The organism is Leptolyngbya sp. O-77 (assembly GCF_001548395.1).
Taxonomy (GTDB): Bacteria; Cyanobacteriota; Cyanobacteriia; order Elainellales; family Elainellaceae; genus Thermoleptolyngbya.
In genome coordinates this window covers 3,780,366-3,796,694 of record NZ_AP017367.1, presented here as the reverse complement: position 1 = coordinate 3,796,694, position 16,329 = coordinate 3,780,366, and the positions used below count along the sequence as shown (strand labels likewise).

Sequence of the window (16,329 nt, the reverse complement as noted above, 5' to 3'; positions counted from 1 at the left end):
GCACCGTGACCAGCGGTAGCCTATGGCGATTTCTCAAGCTAGAACACCGGACTGTGACGTTTGATCTGAAGGAGTATGCGATGCCGCCAGTCGAACAGATTTTAGGAATTTTAGTTCACATTGCGTCATCAGGAAAATTATGATATGCCTTTTCAACAGTCATCTTGCCCTGCATCAGATTGGATAAGTTTTCTACGTCAGTACGGACCAATTCCTCGCAATGACAATATGTATGACGAGGTGATTCAGCGTGCTTTACGGCGCAAGAAGCTTCAACCGATCGCTTTTGAAACTGAGTATCTAGGTGAATTGCTGGATAACTTCCGTTCAACTTCGCCCAAGTCGGTTATTTTAACGGGTACGGCTGGGGATGGTAAAACCTACTATTGTCGGCAGATTTGGGAAGAGTTTGGTGGGTCTGTTGATGATTGGCAAAAGGATAGCAAGATTCAACGCTTGGTGTTGAGCGATGCTCCAAGCAGCCCTTCGGTACGCCAGCTAATCGTCATCAAGGATTTGAGCGAACTTACTCTAGAGGAAAAACAGTCGCTCCTGCCACAAATAGCAACTGCTATCTTGGGTACGGACACTTCCAAGGTCTATCTAATTGCAGCGAACGATGGACAGCTAGTGGAAGCGTGGGCAGAAGCAGCACAAATTCAAGAACTTGAGCCTGTACGAAAGGCAATCGAAGATCTTTTAGTGGGAGACTTACGTGAATTAGAAGGCTTCCAAGTCAAACTCTACAACCTCAGCCGTCAAAGCGCTGCCGTTTTGTTTCCCCGGATTCTGAAAGCCGTTTTGGAGCATCCGGGTTGGAACGACTGCAATCAATGTGCTTATCAGAGCCAGGGATGTCCGATTTGGCAGAACAAACAGCGTCTAGAGGGAACTGATGCGGATCGAACCACACGAGAACGATTGACCGACCTTCTCGAACTGTGCGAACTAAACCAGATGCATCTTCCAGTTCGCCAATTGCTTCTGTTGGTTGCCAATGCACTATTAGGTCATCCAGACGCAAAAGATCGGTTACTCAATTGTCGGCAAGTTCCTGATATTATTGCGGCTGAAACGGCATCGCGTGCCAGCCTCTATCGCAATATCTTTGGCGAGAACCTACCTGAGCGGCGGCGTGAATCAACTGAAGTCTTCAAAGTTCTACGTAGCTTTGGTATTGGGGTGGAAACCAGCAATCAAATTGACAACATTCTAATTTTTGGAGCAGACGATCCAGAACTACAACCGCTCTACGCTGACTTAGTGTTATCTGATTCATTCTACGGAGCCGACTTAAAGTACCAAGCTCAACAGCGTTCCTATTTGGAAGGGGATGCTGCTAAGGGACGAGAAGAGTTTCTTGGCGTTCTTCAAGCCCAACGGCAGCGGTTGTTTTTTACTATTCCTGGCGATCGCACAACAGACATGAAGCTTTGGGATCTCACGATCTTTCAATATGCTGGCGAGTATTTAAATGACGTTTATAGGGTTTTACAGAAGGGCAAGGAGACTCCTAAGCCAATTGTTGCACGGTTGGTCAAAGGACTAAATCGCATCTTTACAGGATTATTGGTTAGTAACCAAAATGAACTAGTTTTGGCAACTTCAGGAAGCCATTCACAAGCCAGAATTAGCCGAATTCATGAGGAATCTATTTCTACCTGGCCCAAGAGAGGTGAGCGCGTTGATGTAATTTTGAATTCTGAGTTGAGGACACTAAGCCTTCTTGTTTACCTTTCCTCTGATCCTAATGTTGCCCCTGCTTTACTACGCTTAAATTTAACTCGATATGAGTACCTAAGCCGTGTTGCCGAGGGGGCTTTACCAAGTAACTTTTCTCAAGAATGCTACGAGGACTTATTGGCATTTAAATCACAGATATTGAAGCAGCTAAAGATTAGAAGAAAAAGAGAAGGAGAAGAGGCTGATGGTGAAGAGAATACTCAATTAAAACTTTTGGAACTTAACTCTGATGGAACAGCAATCCCAAGACCTTTGGAGATTAATGTATGAGATTAGATGTATTACCTCCTCCACAGAATATTGATGATTATGAAATGTGGATTGATGAAGCAATTTGGGGAGTTCGACTTTATGATGAGCAACTACCTTGGCTTACGATTTTGGAATTTTTGCTTATAGTCCAGTCAAAAGCATCTGAAGGAGTAGCTTTTTCCGAAGAGGGTTATAATGTGCTTCAATATAAACCCTTCACACGCTTATATCTACGGAACTTACTTTTCAATAATCCACATCTTGAAGTCATTGCTGATGATCCTTCAAATGACAAAGAAAGGTGGGAAAAATGGCTCGCTTTATTTCAAAGCAGCGTTGGAGGAATTGCGCTACCTGATTTTAGCTACTTGAAAAGCCGATTCAATTCTTTCAAAGATTTTGTTGAAGTCGTGAGATTTTTAAAGCGAAATGCAATAGAGAAAGACACAAATAAACGATGGAGTTCTCAATTTATATTTCCCTATGGTCCTGATTGTCTCTTTACAGATCTACAAGTAAAAGAGACAGAATCTACGGCAGATCGTCGTTTTTTCAAGAGAACAGGTGAACTTCTTTACTTAATGCTATGCCGTAGTGGTCGGGGCAAAGAGATCCTAAGTCATCTAGAAAAAATAGGTCTCATAGCAAAGGATTACTCTCCCAGTTATAAAGGAACCAAGTGGAACCAGCTAGTACTTGCTCTTCAGCCTGAACAAGATCGTACTAGCTTTAAATCTAGCGGAAATCCACCTTATCTTCCTTATGCTCAGCTACCTGAGTATGAGCGTTTAGCTGAGGACTGGCTTGACATCCTAAATTGTAATTTACCTGACTACGATTCTCTACCTCACATTGTCACTATTACTGGGCTGCACCTGATTATCTACTTGTTAAGCCGTGCCAAGGCGACATTAGGTGAGTCTACTCCGCCGCAATTTGTGCTAGAGATTGTCGCACCTAAGAAAACAACAGTGCGTGAGTTGGCTTCGGATGAGTTTCAGAAGAACGATAATCTGCCACAACAAGCAATTGAGCACTACATCCGAAGTACTGCTGACTTACCAGAGTGGCAAGATTGCCTTAATTCCGGAAGCTCTATTGATGATGCTACTGATCTGTTAAAACAGTACTTCTCATGGTCAAGTGCAGGTGGCTCCTCACCTGATGCACTTCTAGATGACTTACGCAAAGATGCGGTTGAGCGGCACCAGAAGCACCTTGGTAAGTTTCATAGAACCTGGTCACGCGAAATCGGCTTATCGTCCAGTCGAGGTAGTCGTCGCACTCGCTATGCCCCAACTGATTCCTTGCTGAGGACGTTGGTACTCGCTTCTGTACCAACTCGTATGGAGTTTCAAGAGTTTTTGGCGAAACTGTACCAGAAATATGGGTTTATTATTGGCGATCGCCAAGCAACAGATTTGATCAACTCCGGTGATGCGGATCGCGAAGATTTTGTAGCCAATGCCGAACGGCTTGAACGCCGCCTTGCCAGCATTGGGCTGCTCAAACGCCTTTCCGATGCTTGTGCCTACGTTCAAAATCCCTTTGCCTCGGAGGTGAGATGATGCAGACCATTGAACTGATTGGTCAAGTTGCGGCTGACTTCCTAAAACGCTCAATTCAAACCGACGAGACCAACGAGGGAGTAGCCCGGTTTCTGCTAAATCGCCTTACTGCTCAGCAGGTTGCTGCCGTCTCTCAAACCATTCTGAAGGATTCTGAACTTGCCCCGCTCATCAAAATTCAAGTTCCACGAGATCTCGTGGCAGGCTTCGGCTTACCTGACGAGATTTTGACCGATGAACGCACAGTTCACCTGCGTCACTCAGCTTGCGATCGCCCTGCACTACTGCTGGCTAACATCAGCGACGACCAAGCCCAATCTCTCAATGACATTACCTCGGTTGGCGCTCAGGAACTGAAGGGACAGATTGAGTGCTGGATTAACCTGGCTGCAAAAGACCTGGCAATTCCTGCTGAGCAGATTGAATACTGGCGTAAAGCCCTCAACGGACTCCAACGAGTCGGCACACCCAGTCTAGAAAATTTTGCGGAATACATTGTTCAAACACGATCGCGCATTCTTGAAGAAAGCCTTCCAGTCATCGATGCACTTGGATGGGCACTTCCCGCTCTACGGCTTCCTCGTGATTCTGGCTACTTTCGTGCCATCCCTGAAACTCAATTAGGACAGACTCAACGATGGGAAAAGCTATTTCAGCAAGCCTTTGCGAAACGTGCGTGTTTACTACTGAAGCAAACCCCTAGCCGCAAACCAATTGATGAGCAGGATCTTCAAACTGCCTTTGACAAGGTGAAGGATGATATTCCTGCGATCGCCCATCCTACCATTCATTCCTTTATTGGCAGTGCTGCTGGCTGGACTCCTGAAACTGAAGCCCTTTCTAAGTTTGAGTGGGAATCGGATAATATCAACACGCTGTTCTCTGGGCTACAAGCTCAAAAGACAGATATTGCTTCTCTCACCCTGGACTTCTTTAATGATGAGTATCCCGATACCCTAACGGAGTCAGAAACTCAGTACATCAACGCTCTGAAAAAGCGCAATAAACGTGAGGCGCTAGACGAGGATCGGGAATTTTATGACGCGCACCGTCAGGAACTTGAGGGCGATCGCAAACTCAAAGCAAAGTGGGATAAATTCGTTTACGGACAACCCATTGAATGTACAGATTTTCTGATTGGTTTACTACAAGCATTCGAGCGACTGTTTGATCAAGCAGAAAATACTGCTGGCGTTAAATTTCTCAAAATTGAAACTCAGAAAAGCAGTAGAAAAAGTAAATGGTTAGAACTCAATGCCGATGTAGGTCGGTATTTCTGTACCCGCTATCGAGGTATTGAACAACTAACAAACCCTCATATTCAATGGGAAACTCATTGGTTGTTCGAGTACGACACATTGTTAGAAGAGACTAAAAAGAAGCAGAAAACAAAGTACCGAGAGAATACTTCGATAGCAAGAACTGCGACGGAAATCAAATTCTATGTCGAGATGCGGGATAACGCCCAGGAGCTAATTGCAAAGACTCAACTGGTCTGGCGTTGTAATCCAAATTCAATTGGAATGGAATTGGGTAGTGATTTGGAACGGCTACGCAAAGACTCACCTTTCCAACTGTCCCAGGTGTCGCGGGAGCTAGTCAGTAAGAAGGGGCGGTTGCAGGGCATTTCTCTATCAGATGTTGGAACCCTAATGGCCGCATATCGTCAAGATCGGGGTTCTTTAGTCAATAAATATGATCGCAAGAGCGATCTAGATAAAGTTCTTCCCGCAAAACTCAAACAAGCCGTCGCAGATGCTCGTCTCTCAAAGGATGCGGCGGCAGAAATCACCATTGCTTGGGAAACTTTTGCAGAAAGATACAGAGCAGCGATCGCCAGCTTTACCAACGAAGGACAAGGGATTGCCAGTCCAGAACTGTTGCACCAGTGTGAAGCCTATGGCAACCTACTCAAGACTGTTCTAGAACATGTCAAAGGCGATCTCAATCGCATTGACTTCTATCAACCTATCTTGCGCTTGGGCTGCATTCGAGTGGAGCTTGGTAAACCCGCTGCCATCATCGCCCCTTGGCATCCGCTACGATTAGCCTCCCTAGCCGTCAAAGCCCGCCAATTAGCAGGACTCCTTAGGTACATCATCTCCACACCAGAGGTCAACTTTGGCGATTCCCGCCTATTTTTTGCTGATTTGCGAAACGAACTCGATCATCCCTACTATCCTGAAGTCTGTGTTGGCTACCAGGGGCAGCAGCCCGAATTGCTGTCTGTCTCTGATACGGTCAACGACTACAGCCTGATGGAGCGCCCCACGCGGGACGAGAGCGATCGCACAACCAACGAAAATCCGGCTGAAGCAGCCGATCGCTTGCTAGGGATCATCCGTCGCTACGTGGAACTGTTGCCCCATGAGAAAACGAATTTGAGCGTAGTTCTGTACCAAACCGACTCGATCAAACTGCCTCAAGCGATCGTTAACAAGCTGAGTGAAGAACTGCAAGACGATCGCGAAGAAGTTCGTTGTCAGGTTGTTCTGCGCCATCGAAATGGACAAAAACTCGCTCAACTCTATGAGCAGATGTTGGAAAGCTCTGACGCTGACCCCGATGCCTTCATTGCCAGTGAGGTTTCTCAAGACTTTATGGCAAGACTGCGGATCTCAGTCATGTCCAACGACGTTCCTTCCACAACCCCTACAGAAGGCAAATTTGCCGACATTGTGTTTCTGCAAGATGCAATCTCCCGGCAGGCGAAAGTGGTTTGGCAGCCTTCACCGTTTGACAGCAACACAGCCGAAATCTTAATCCATTCTCCTGCTCGTTGGGCACGGAAACGCCCGTCTGCTAAAGACGAGCTTAAATCCACCGTTTATCTCACCTGTCCGAAGCAAACGATGGTGGGTCAAGCCTACCTCGATATGGTGTATAGCCTGATTCAAGGTGAAGATTGCTCTCCTGATCAGCACTTTTTACCTGCCCGTCAGATCTCCTTCCAGGAAGAAACTACAAAGACAACTTTTGACGAAAGCCACCGTTTAGGAGAGTGGGTAGTCAATTACGATGATTTGCTGGAACGACGACAACTCGTTAACCAGGGCGTAAAGGTTATCCGTTATCAACAGAACCGTACCGATGAACGGAACTTCCTTGTCTCTTCGGACGCATCTCTGAATGTCCTTAAGGTGCTAGTCAGGAAGCGCTTAGAAGCCTTGAACTTAGGCTTGGAAAGCAACAGAATCGACAAACTGGTAGAACGCCTAATTAACGAAGCTAACGCCGTTTCCGGTGACATCGTGTTACGAGCCGCAAAATGCGGTAGATTCGCCAGCGAGCTAATGGGCGTTGTTCTCAGTAAAGCCTTAATCACAGCAGAGATGGGAGCGCAAAACCCGATCGGCTGGTACTTTCTGGATGACTACGCTTCTTGGTTAGGGCAAAAAGAAGGTCAAATTGCTGACATCATGGCAATTTCACCCCAGTATGTTGATGGCGAACCCATTCTAAAAGTCATTGTTTCTGAGGCAAAATACGTTGATGTAGCGGGCTTGGCTGATGCTCGCAAGACTTCCCAGAACCAGCTCCGGCAAACAGTTGATCGCATTGCCGATGCCCTCTTTATCAGTCCAGGTCGTCTTGATCGGGACCTCTGGCTATCTCGCCTTAGCGATCTTCTGCTCGATGGCATTGAATTTAGCTCCAACAACAAACTGAACATTGAACAATGGCGCGAACAAATCCGTTCAGGGACGCTTCGGATTGATTTATCCGGCTACTCTCAAGTCTTTGTATCCGGAACGAATGAGAGCAATGTAGAGGGGGAGCGATCGCCGATTCCTAAGGTGGAACGCTGCTTCCAAGAAGTGTTCGATCGGGAATCTGTCCGTAAACTGGTTCTGGCTTATGAGACAGGAGATCTACTCCTTCCCATAAGGGAACAGCTTGGCGATGACAAGCCTTGGGCAGTAGCAGAAGCATTACAACCTGCGGATCGAGTCACATGGGTTTTAGAAATTGGGAAGGTAGATACAGCAACGCCTCCCCCAGCAACACCTGCAAAAATTAATCCGCCTGAAAATCCTGACAGTCCTCTTCAGCTAACCCTGTCTGACCAGCCAATCGAACCTGAAACTACTATCCTTCCGGGTGCCTCATCTGTTGAAAGCGTAGATAGTTGGGCGAGTCCAGCACTGGTTTCCTGGTGGCAGCAGGGACAGGCACAGACCAGCCAAGGCGATGCAGTGGCAGAAAAATGGTTGGAGGAAGCGGCTGGAAAACTGCGGACGGCTTTATTGGGATACAACCTGCAAGCCAAAATTGAAGGTAAGCGCCTGACTCCAAACGCAGCGATCGTCCGATTCAAAGGTTCAGACAATCTGAAGCTAGATGACATCGAGAAGAAGCGATCGCAACTCCTGACCACTCACTCTCTAAACGTTATTAGCGTTTATGGTCAGCCTGGTGAAATCGTTGTCACCGTTGCCCGTCCCCAGCGCCAAACGATTTCCCTACGAGAAGTGTGGGCAAAACGAAAAATCAATCGATCGCCTTCGGGTGTGAACCTTAGCTTTGTCATTGGAGTTAAAGAACTGGATGGTGAATTGCTTTACCTTAATCTAGGCAGTAGCTTCGAGAATTTAGAACAACACGCTCCACATACGCTGATTGCTGGCGCTACAGGCAGCGGTAAATCGGTTCTGTTGCAAAACCTCCTTCTCGATATTTGTGCAACAAACTCTCCCAAACTGGCAAGCATTTATCTAATCGATCCCAAAATGGGCGTTGATTATGCCAACATCAGCGACCTACCTCATCTCAAAGAAGGAATCATTATTGATCAAGACCGTGCGATCGAGGTTTTGGATCTTCTGGTCGAGGAAATGGACAATCGATATCGAAAGTTTCTTCCTCAAAAAGCGAAATCCTTGCAGGACTACAACAGCAAAGTTCCTGAGCAGGATAGGCTTCCGGTGCTATGGCTGGTTCACGACGAGTTTGCTGAGTGGATGCTGGTCGATGAATATAAAGCGGCTGTATCGGCAGCAGTACAACGATTGGGGGTAAAAGCAAGAGCCGCAGGGATTTATCTCATCTTTGCTGCCCAGCGTCCTGATGCGAATGTCCTTCCGGTGCAGCTTCGAGACAACTTAGGAAATCGTTTAATCCTGAGAGTCGAGAGTGTCGGCACTTCGGAGATTTCACTGGGTCAAAAAGGAGCAGAAAACCTTTTAGGCAAGGGACATCTAGCTGCCCGCCTGACCAACCAATCTGATCTTATTTACGCCCAGGTGCCATTTCTAGCGGATGAAGAGATGGCTGCGATCGCTGAAATCATTAAGCAGCAATAAGAAACCCTACGAGGACTTCCTAACCTATAATTTGGGGCATGAACGAGCGAGCAAGCACCCTCCCCAAACCTATCTATCTGGACTATCACGCGACTACGCCTACAGATCCGCGAGTTGCCAGCTTAATGCTGCACTACATGACTGATGAGTTTGGAAATGCTAGCAGCACCGATCATGAGTGGGGCGATTGCGCTGAAGCTGCCATCAAGCAAGCTGCTAAAGAAGTTGCTGACCTCATAGGAGCCTCACCGAGGGAAATCATTTGGACATCTGGTGCGACCGAGAGCATCAATCTGGCAATTCAGGGAAGCCTAACCCCTAACCCAACGAAACCTCATCGAATTGGCTTAATGCCGATCGAACACAAAGCCGTCCTCGATACCTGCCATGCTTTAGAGAAGCGAGGTTGGGCTGAATTAATTTATCTCCGAGTAGATTCCACGGGCAGACTTGACTTGGAACATTTGGAACAAGTCTGCGCCGAGGGGCTGTCCCTGCTCTGTGTCATGGCGGCTAACAACGAGATTGGCAACATTTACCCTGTTCAAAAGATTGGGCAGATTTCCCAACACTACGGCATTCCTTTTCTATGTGACGGATCTCAGGCAGTCGGCAAGATTCCCATTCAGTTTGAGGAATGGGGCATCACCTACCTAGCAATCTCTGCTCACAAGTTCTATGGACCCAAGGGGGTTGGCGCACTAGCTGTTCGTAGAGGCTATCACCTGGAGCCGCTTATATTTGGTGGCGGTCATCAGCAAGGAATGCGATCGGGCACTCTCAACGTCTCTGGAATCGTTGGGTTGGGAGAAGCTTGTCGGTTGCGATCGCTGGAGATGGAAGAAGATGAGCGGGCGATTGCCATGAAGCGCGATCGACTTCAAGATCTGCTCCTAGAGAAGATCCCTAACCTAGTCATTAATGGAGATCCAGAGCATCGGCTGGCAGGAAATCTTCACATTTCAATTCCTGGTATTCCCAATAGTGCTGTCATCGCTAGAGTTCGTTCTAAATTAGCGATATCAACTGGATCAGCTTGTTCTTCCGGGGTGGAAGAACCTTCCCATGTGCTGCGTGCAATGAAGCTACAAGACAAAGTGATTGATGGGGCACTTCGTATTGGGATTGGTAAGTTTAGTCAGGATAAGGAGATTGACACAGCAGCAGACTTCTTAATAGAAGCCTATGAAATGACCCGTCAAGCTTTGTATGCTTAGGACTAATTCAATCTGTAATTCAATCTGTTAAGCTCTTTTGACGGTCGAAGAATATTTAGAGCCAGCTTTGTTGGAGATGTTTCGGCTGACGATTAGCCAGACCCGGTTGCAGCCCCTAAAAAACCGAACTTTGAGGAGACCAAAAGCGCTACCTGACCTTCAAATTCTGACCATGCACCCTTGCTGTTGCTCAGCGAGTTCGTCCCTTCTGCTCAGGAAAAACTCATTTCTGGTTTCGGGCATCCAGTTAAATTGGAGACATTCCGAAGATAGCCGCTGGGCTTGCAATGTACCCGCTATATTTGCCAAAACCCATGTTTTCCCCGGCTGACGGAGCCAATTCTCAACGCCCGCTGCGAGCGTCTCTGCAAATGAGGCTGACGCTGGGGGCGATCGCCGCAATTTGGGGCGGGCTTGGGTTGGGGATGCTGTGGATGTCCTGGCGGACGGAGCGAATGTTTTTGGCAGATCACCGGGCTAAGCTGTCGGCCGTGGTGCAGCAGATGCCCGATCAGGAAGTGGCGATCGCCCACGGATCTGCCTCCCAGAGCGACTTGCAGGACATGGTGAATCGGCTGTCGTCGGCTAGTACGTGGCTGTGGATTCGAGATAACAATGGCGACATCTTAGCCCGCTCTAACAATCTTCAGGTTTCTGAAAACCAGGATGCGCTGCTGGAGCTGTCGGAAACAACCCCTACGCCCAAAATCCTGCGGCTACAGGGGCAGTTCATCATTTGGTGTACCTATCCGCTAGAGCATAGCGGGCAAATCATCGGGCAACTCTATGTCGCCCAGGACGTGACCCGCGACTACAGCATGTTGCAGTCGGTCAACCGCGACCTGATGATGGGCACAGGCATGGGGGTGGTGACGATGAGCGGGCTGGCGGCCTGGCTAATTTGGCGATCGCTCTCGCCGCTGCGGCAGGCAAACCAGATCGCCGAAGCCTACAGCGCTGGCAGCACCAGCATCTCTCGCCTCGACCCAAAGCAAGTGCCCGTGGAAGTGCAAGAGCTGGTTCACACCTGCAACCGACTGGTCGATCGCCTATCGCAAACCGCCGAACAGCAGCGCCAGTTTACCAACGACGTGTCGCACGAACTCCGCACGCCGCTGAGCCTGGTTTACGGCTATTTGCAAAGCACCCTCCGCCGCAGCCCCAACCTCACCGAGGCGCAGCAGGAGATGCTGTCGATGGCGGTTTCCGAAACCGAGCGCACCATCGAGCTGCTCCAGGGATTGCTAGAACTCGCCCGCACCGACAGCAGCGCCGTGCTGTTCAACCTGGAACCCGTGGCGATTGGCGATGTGGTAGACGACGTGATCCGCATGACGGAACAGTTCAAGCAGCGATCGCTGAAGCTGGAAACACCCAGCCAGCCGATTGTTGCCCGGGCCGACCGCGAACATCTGCTGCGCGTGTTGGTGCATTTGATAGACAACGCGATTCAGTATTCCGAACCCCACCAGCCCATCAGCTTGACGCTCAGCCGTCGAGCGCCCTGGGCGCTGATCCAGGTGCGCGATCGCGGCTGTGGCATCCCCAAAGAAGACCAGGCGCGAATTTTTGAATCCTTTTATCGCGTCGATGCCTCCCGCAGCCGGGCCACAGGCGGCGTGGGCCTGGGGCTGGCGATCGCCAAATCCCTCGTCGAAGGCATGGGCGGGCAGATTAGCGTCGAATCCACCCTTGGCGTGGGGAGCGTGTTTACGGTAAAGCTGCCGCTTTTGGAGTGACGGAGTGATGGAGTGACGGAGTGACGGAGTGATGGAGTGATGGAGTGATGGAGTGACGGAGTAATGAGATGAGGAGATATCTCACTCTCACCCCCTCCCGCTCTCACCCACTCCCGCTCTCACCCCCTCCCGCCCTCTCGCTCTCTCCCCAACACCCCTAACCCCCAACCCCTAACCCCCAACCCCTGATCATGTCTACTATCCTCTTAGTTGAAGACGAAGAAAAGCTGGCTCGCTTCATTCAGCTAGAACTGGGCTGCGAGGGCTATCAGGTCAACGTCGCCCACGACGGCTTGAGCGGGCTGACGCTGGCGCGAGAAACGCCGCCCGACCTGGCAATTTTGGACTGGATGCTGCCGGGGATGACGGGAGTGGAGCTATGCCGCCGACTGCGCTCGACGGGCAGCAAGATTCCGGTGATTTTGCTGACGGCGAAGGACGAAATTGGCGATCGCGTGACGGGGCTGGATGCCGGAGCCGATGATTACGTCGTCAAACCCTTCAGCATTGAGGAACTGCTGGCCCGCGTCCGCGCCCACCTGCGCCGCACCCAGGAACCCGACCCCGACGCGCTGGAGTTTGCCGACCTGACGCTGAATCGCCGCACCCGCGAGGTGTTCCGCAATGGTCGCCTGATCGAACTCACCGCCAAGGAGTTTGACCTGCTGGAGCATCTCATGCGCCGACCCAAACAGGTGATCACGCGCGATCGCATTTTGGAAGAAGTGTGGGGCTACGACTTCATGGGCGATTCCAACATCATCGAAGTCTACATCCGCTACCTGCGCCTGAAGCTCGAAGACCAGGGCGACAAACGGCTGATCCAAACCGTGCGCGGCGTGGGCTATGTGCTGCGGGATTAAGACGCGCTAAAGCGTGGTGTCTACATCTCTAGCTACATCTCTAGATTGATGCAGGATTCGGATGATTTCCAACCCTTTTTCGGTGCTTCGATAGAACACAACGTAGGGCTTGATGGGAAAGCTCCGCAAATTGGGCAGCAGTTCGTCACGGCTTCGCCCCATCGCTGGAAACTGCGCCAGCATCGGCAACCGATCGAGGATCTTTGCGAGCATCAGATCTGCCGCAACTGGATCTCGGTTGGCGGTGCAAACCCAAATGTTTTCTAAATCCTGCTCTGCCTTGCGCGACAGCCTGTAGCGGTTCATGCGTCATCCATCGCTGCGAGCCTGTTTGAGGCGGCGCTCTCCCCTCGCCCGAATTGTTTCTCTCAGCAAGGGCAAAGAAGCGTCGTCATAGTCTGAAGCTTCATCCTGGTCAAGTTGGGCTGTTCCAAGCGCAAGGTCGCGCTGAAGCAGTTCTAGCTTGATTTGCTGCAATTCTGCCTCAGCCAATCGCAGCCGATCGACCATTTCTTGAAATGCTTTAGCATCCTGCACGACGACCTCTGCTTTGCCGTTGACCGTCAGCACGAGCGGAGAATTTGTCTGGCGAATGCGCTCTACAAACTCTTTAGCATTACGCTTGAAGTCCGTCAGCGAATAGATATTGCTTACATTAATCACGGTTTCTGCACTGAATTCAAACCTGATTCAATGCTAATGCATTCGGTGATCGTTCCAAGAGCTAAGGATTAGCCCTATCACTCTATGACTCTCTTGGTCTTTTGCCAAACTACGCCCAAAGCACCAACCCCGGCTGATAGGGGCTGCTGAGGTTTTCGTGCTTGGGCAGGATGCGAAGCGAAAGTCCCTGAAAGCCGCTGTTGCGATAGGCGATCGCCCGCCGATACACACTCGTTTCAGGATTCTCGGAATCGGCCCCAGCATAATCCATCACCACAGGCTGCCCGTTGGCGATCTCGCCGTTTTCATCCACTGCGCCCAGGTACAGTTCCACCTGCACATCGTCAGAAGTCAATTTGCCCAGTCGGATATAGGCGGTGACGAGAATTTCCTGCTCCACCTGGACGTTTCCATCTGAAGACACGTCTACCCGATCAACCTTCATGTCGTACCAGTGTTCAAACAGGTGGTGATGCCAGCGGGCCAGGTCTTTGGCGGGGGCATAGTCGTTGGCAATCATGGCACGAGCGCGATCGCTCGCCGGAAAATAGGCCCGCTCTGCATATTCCGCCACCATCCGCGCCGTGTTGAACGTCGGCAAATTCAGCCGAATCGCGTCCTTCATCTTGGCAATCCAGCCGTGGGGAATGTCGTTTTCGTCGCGGTCATAGAACAGCGGCACGATCTCCTGCTCCAGCAGGTCGTAGAGATCATTTGCTTCTACCTCGTCCTGCTCCTCTGGGTCGTCGTAATCTTCGCCATGCCCGATCGCCCAGCCTGTGCGAACGTAGTCTGCCTCATCCCACCAACCATCTAGCACGCTGAGATTGGGCAAGCCGTTCATTGCCGCCTTCATGCCGCTGGTTCCAGAGGCTTCACGCGGGCGGCGCGGCGTGTTTAGCCAGATGTCGCAGCCCGCCACCATCATCCGCGAAACGTGAATATCGTAATTGGGAATAAACACGATGTGGTGGCGAATGTCGGCCTCGCGAGTAAAGTGGACAATTTGGCGGATGAGTTCTTTCCCAGGATTGTCTTTGGGGTGGGCTTTGCCCGCAATGATGAACTGCACCGGATGGTTGGACTTGAAGCGATCGCCCAGCCCCAGCATAATCCGCTTGATCCGCTCCACATCCCGCATAAACAGCGTCGCCCGCTTGTAGGTGGCAAAGCGCCGCGCAAAGCCAATGGTCAACACTTTGGGGTCTAGCACGTCTTGCGTCTGGCTGAGTTCGATTGGGGAACCGCCGCGATCGCGCAAACTCTGCTGCAACCGCTCCCGCACAAACAGCACCAGCTCCGACCGACAGCGCTCGTGGTTTCGCCAAAACTCCTCATCAGGAATGTTGCTTACCCGCTCCCACAAGGGATCGCTGGCAGGAGCCATGTTCCAGCTTGGGCCGAGGTAGCGATCGTAGAGATCTTGGGTAGACTTGGCCACGCAACTGCGGGCATGAACCCCGTTGGTAATCGAGGTAATCGGCACTTCTGCCAACGGCAGCGCCGGCCACAGCGTGGCAAACATCGACCGCGATACCTCGCCGTGTAATTTACTCACGCCGTTGACAAATGAGGCCATCTTGAGCGCCAAAATCGCCATACTAAAGGGAGCCGCCAGATCGCCCGGATTGTCGCGTCCCAGCGAGAGAAACTGCTCCCGCGCCAGCCCAAACTTTTCGGCATAGTGCCCCAGGTAGTAGATGATTTTGTCGGCGGGAAACAAGTCGATGCCTGCGGGCACGGGCGTATGTGTGGTGAACACCTGACTCGCCTGAGCAACCTGTTCCGCTTCTTCGTAGGTCAGCCCGTCTTCTTCAATCATCAGGCGAATCCGCTCCAGCGCCAAAAACGCCGAGTGCCCCTCGTTCATGTGATATGCAGTGGGTCTAAGGCCGAGTGCCCGCAGCATCCGCACGCCGCCAATGCCCAGCATCATCTCTTGATGAATCCGCAAGTCCAGGTCGCCGCCATAGAGTTCGTCGGTGATGTCCTGGTCGTATTGGTTGTTTGGCTCGATGTTGGTATCCAGCAGGTAGAGGGGAACCGTACCCACCTGCACGCGCCAGATGCGGGCGTAGACCTGGCGGCCGGGGTAGTCTACCGTGATGCGAATCTCGGAGCCGTCGGGGTGACGCTCCAGATGTAGCGGCATATTGTAAAAGTCGTTGATGGGGTAGCGCTCCTGCTGCCAGCCGTCGGCGTTGAGGTATTGGGCAAAGTAGCCTTTTTGATAAAGCAGACCCACGCCCACCAGGGGCAAACCCAGGTCGCTGGCAGACTTCAAATGGTCGCCCGCCAGCACGCCCAAGCCGCCGGAGTAGATCGGCAGGCACGAAGTCAGCCCAAATTCTGCCGAAAAGTAGGCATAGCAGTCGGTTAGCCCAGCGTCGGGGGCGATCGCCTGGGGCGTTTTGCCGTTGGGCGTGGCAGATTTGGGCGATCGCCGCTTGCGAAACCAGCTCGGCTGCCGCAAATAGTCATCCAACTGCCGCTCCACACGCTCCATCTGTGCCAGAAATCCGTCATCTTCGGCCACCTCCCGCAGGCGTGTCTGGCTAATCGTACCCAGCATCAGCACGGGGTTGTGTTTGCTGGTTTCCCACAGATCCCGATCCAGCCGTCGAAACAGGTCAGTGGCTTCATAATTCCAGTCCCAGTGCAGGTTGTAGGCGATGCGCCGCAGCGGTTCGAGCTGGGGCGGCAGGGCAGGGGTGACGTTGAAGGTGCGGATGGGTTTCATAGAGGGAAGAACGAAGAGGGAAGAAAAAAGAACGAAGAGGGAAGAGGGAAGAAAAAAGAACGAAGAACGAAGAGGGAAGAACGAAGAATATGGAGGGAAGGGGGGGAATTCTTCTGAGGGGAAATGGTGGGGGGCTGGGGATGAGGTTGCTGGGAGATTTGGAGCAGACATGGGCTGGCAATCCAGAATCGCAAATCCACAATCGAGAATTGATTCTGACTCCTGTATTGTGTCCTGAGCA

Annotated in this window: 9 protein-coding genes; 6 read left to right on the top strand and 3 right to left on the bottom strand. The window is 51.1% G+C overall.

What is annotated here, in order from left to right; translation table 11 throughout:
- Window positions 1-228: 228 nt before the first annotated feature.
- The 6 genes from O77CONTIG1_RS16070 to O77CONTIG1_RS16045 all read left to right on the top strand — a co-directional run bounded on the left by O77CONTIG1_RS16070 (window position 229) and on the right by O77CONTIG1_RS16045 (window position 12,685).
- A complete protein-coding gene (locus O77CONTIG1_RS16070) occupies window positions 229-2,013 on the top strand; it encodes a hypothetical protein (RefSeq protein ID WP_197673211.1) in 1,785 nt (594 codons plus the stop codon).
- Entirely contained in the window at window positions 2,010-3,563 is a 1,554-nt protein-coding gene (locus O77CONTIG1_RS16065; protein WP_068512496.1) for a hypothetical protein, read from the top strand. The genes O77CONTIG1_RS16070 and O77CONTIG1_RS16065 overlap by 4 nt, the downstream gene beginning before the upstream one ends.
- Window positions 3,560-8,866 (top strand): FtsK/SpoIIIE domain-containing protein, encoded by a 5,307-nt coding sequence (locus tag O77CONTIG1_RS16060; RefSeq protein WP_197673210.1) that lies wholly within the window; start codon window positions 3,560-3,562, stop codon window positions 8,864-8,866. The genes O77CONTIG1_RS16065 and O77CONTIG1_RS16060 overlap by 4 nt, the downstream gene beginning before the upstream one ends.
- Before the next feature lie 38 nt (window positions 8,867-8,904).
- Entirely contained in the window at window positions 8,905-10,083 is a 1,179-nt protein-coding gene (locus O77CONTIG1_RS16055) for a cysteine desulfurase family protein (RefSeq protein ID WP_068512494.1), read from the top strand.
- 314 nt (window positions 10,084-10,397) lie between these two features.
- Entirely contained in the window at window positions 10,398-11,822 is a 1,425-nt protein-coding gene (locus tag O77CONTIG1_RS16050; protein ID WP_068512491.1) for a sensor histidine kinase, read from the top strand.
- Between the two features lie 188 nt (window positions 11,823-12,010).
- Window positions 12,011-12,685 carry a response regulator transcription factor gene (locus O77CONTIG1_RS16045; RefSeq protein ID WP_068512489.1) on the top strand — a complete coding sequence of 225 codons (675 nt, stop codon included), beginning with the start codon at window positions 12,011-12,013 and terminating at the stop codon, window positions 12,683-12,685.
- Window positions 12,686-12,691: 6 nt separating this feature from the next.
- On the opposite strand, the gene O77CONTIG1_RS16040 is transcribed toward O77CONTIG1_RS16045, so the two are convergent.
- The 3 genes from O77CONTIG1_RS16040 to glgP form a co-directional block, all read right to left on the bottom strand.
- Window positions 12,692-12,991 carry a type II toxin-antitoxin system RelE/ParE family toxin gene (locus O77CONTIG1_RS16040; protein WP_068512487.1) on the bottom strand — a complete coding sequence of 100 codons (300 nt, stop codon included), beginning with the start codon at window positions 12,989-12,991 and terminating at the stop codon, window positions 12,692-12,694.
- A 3-nt stretch (window positions 12,992-12,994) separates the two neighbouring features.
- Window positions 12,995-13,348, bottom strand: a complete 354-nt coding sequence (locus tag O77CONTIG1_RS16035; RefSeq protein ID WP_068512486.1) for a type II toxin-antitoxin system prevent-host-death family antitoxin — start codon at window positions 13,346-13,348, stop codon at window positions 12,995-12,997.
- A gap of 109 nt (window positions 13,349-13,457) precedes the next feature.
- Complete coding sequence (gene glgP, locus O77CONTIG1_RS16030) at window positions 13,458-16,088, bottom strand: alpha-glucan family phosphorylase (protein ID WP_068512484.1); 2,631 nt, start codon at window positions 16,086-16,088, stop codon at window positions 13,458-13,460.
- Window positions 16,089-16,329: the final 241 nt, after the last annotated feature.

What these genes read in the sequence shown, in the direction of transcription:
- O77CONTIG1_RS16060 (WP_197673210.1), top strand. Translation starts at nt 3,560, where the DNA reads ATGATGCAGACCATTGAACTGATTGGTCAAGTTGCGGCTGACTTCCTA.
- glgP (WP_068512484.1), bottom strand. Translation starts at nt 16,088, where the DNA reads ATGAAACCCATCCGCACCTTCAACGTCACCCCTGCCCTGCCGCCCCAG.
- O77CONTIG1_RS16040 (WP_068512487.1), bottom strand. Translation starts at nt 12,991, where the DNA reads ATGAACCGCTACAGGCTGTCGCGCAAGGCAGAGCAGGATTTAGAAAAC.
- O77CONTIG1_RS16055 (WP_068512494.1), top strand. Translation starts at nt 8,905, where the DNA reads ATGAACGAGCGAGCAAGCACCCTCCCCAAACCTATCTATCTGGACTAT.
- O77CONTIG1_RS16070 (WP_197673211.1), top strand. Translation starts at nt 229, where the DNA reads ATGTATGACGAGGTGATTCAGCGTGCTTTACGGCGCAAGAAGCTTCAA.
- O77CONTIG1_RS16050 (WP_068512491.1), top strand. Translation starts at nt 10,398, where the DNA reads ATGTTTTCCCCGGCTGACGGAGCCAATTCTCAACGCCCGCTGCGAGCG.
- O77CONTIG1_RS16065 (WP_068512496.1), top strand. Translation starts at nt 2,010, where the DNA reads ATGAGATTAGATGTATTACCTCCTCCACAGAATATTGATGATTATGAA.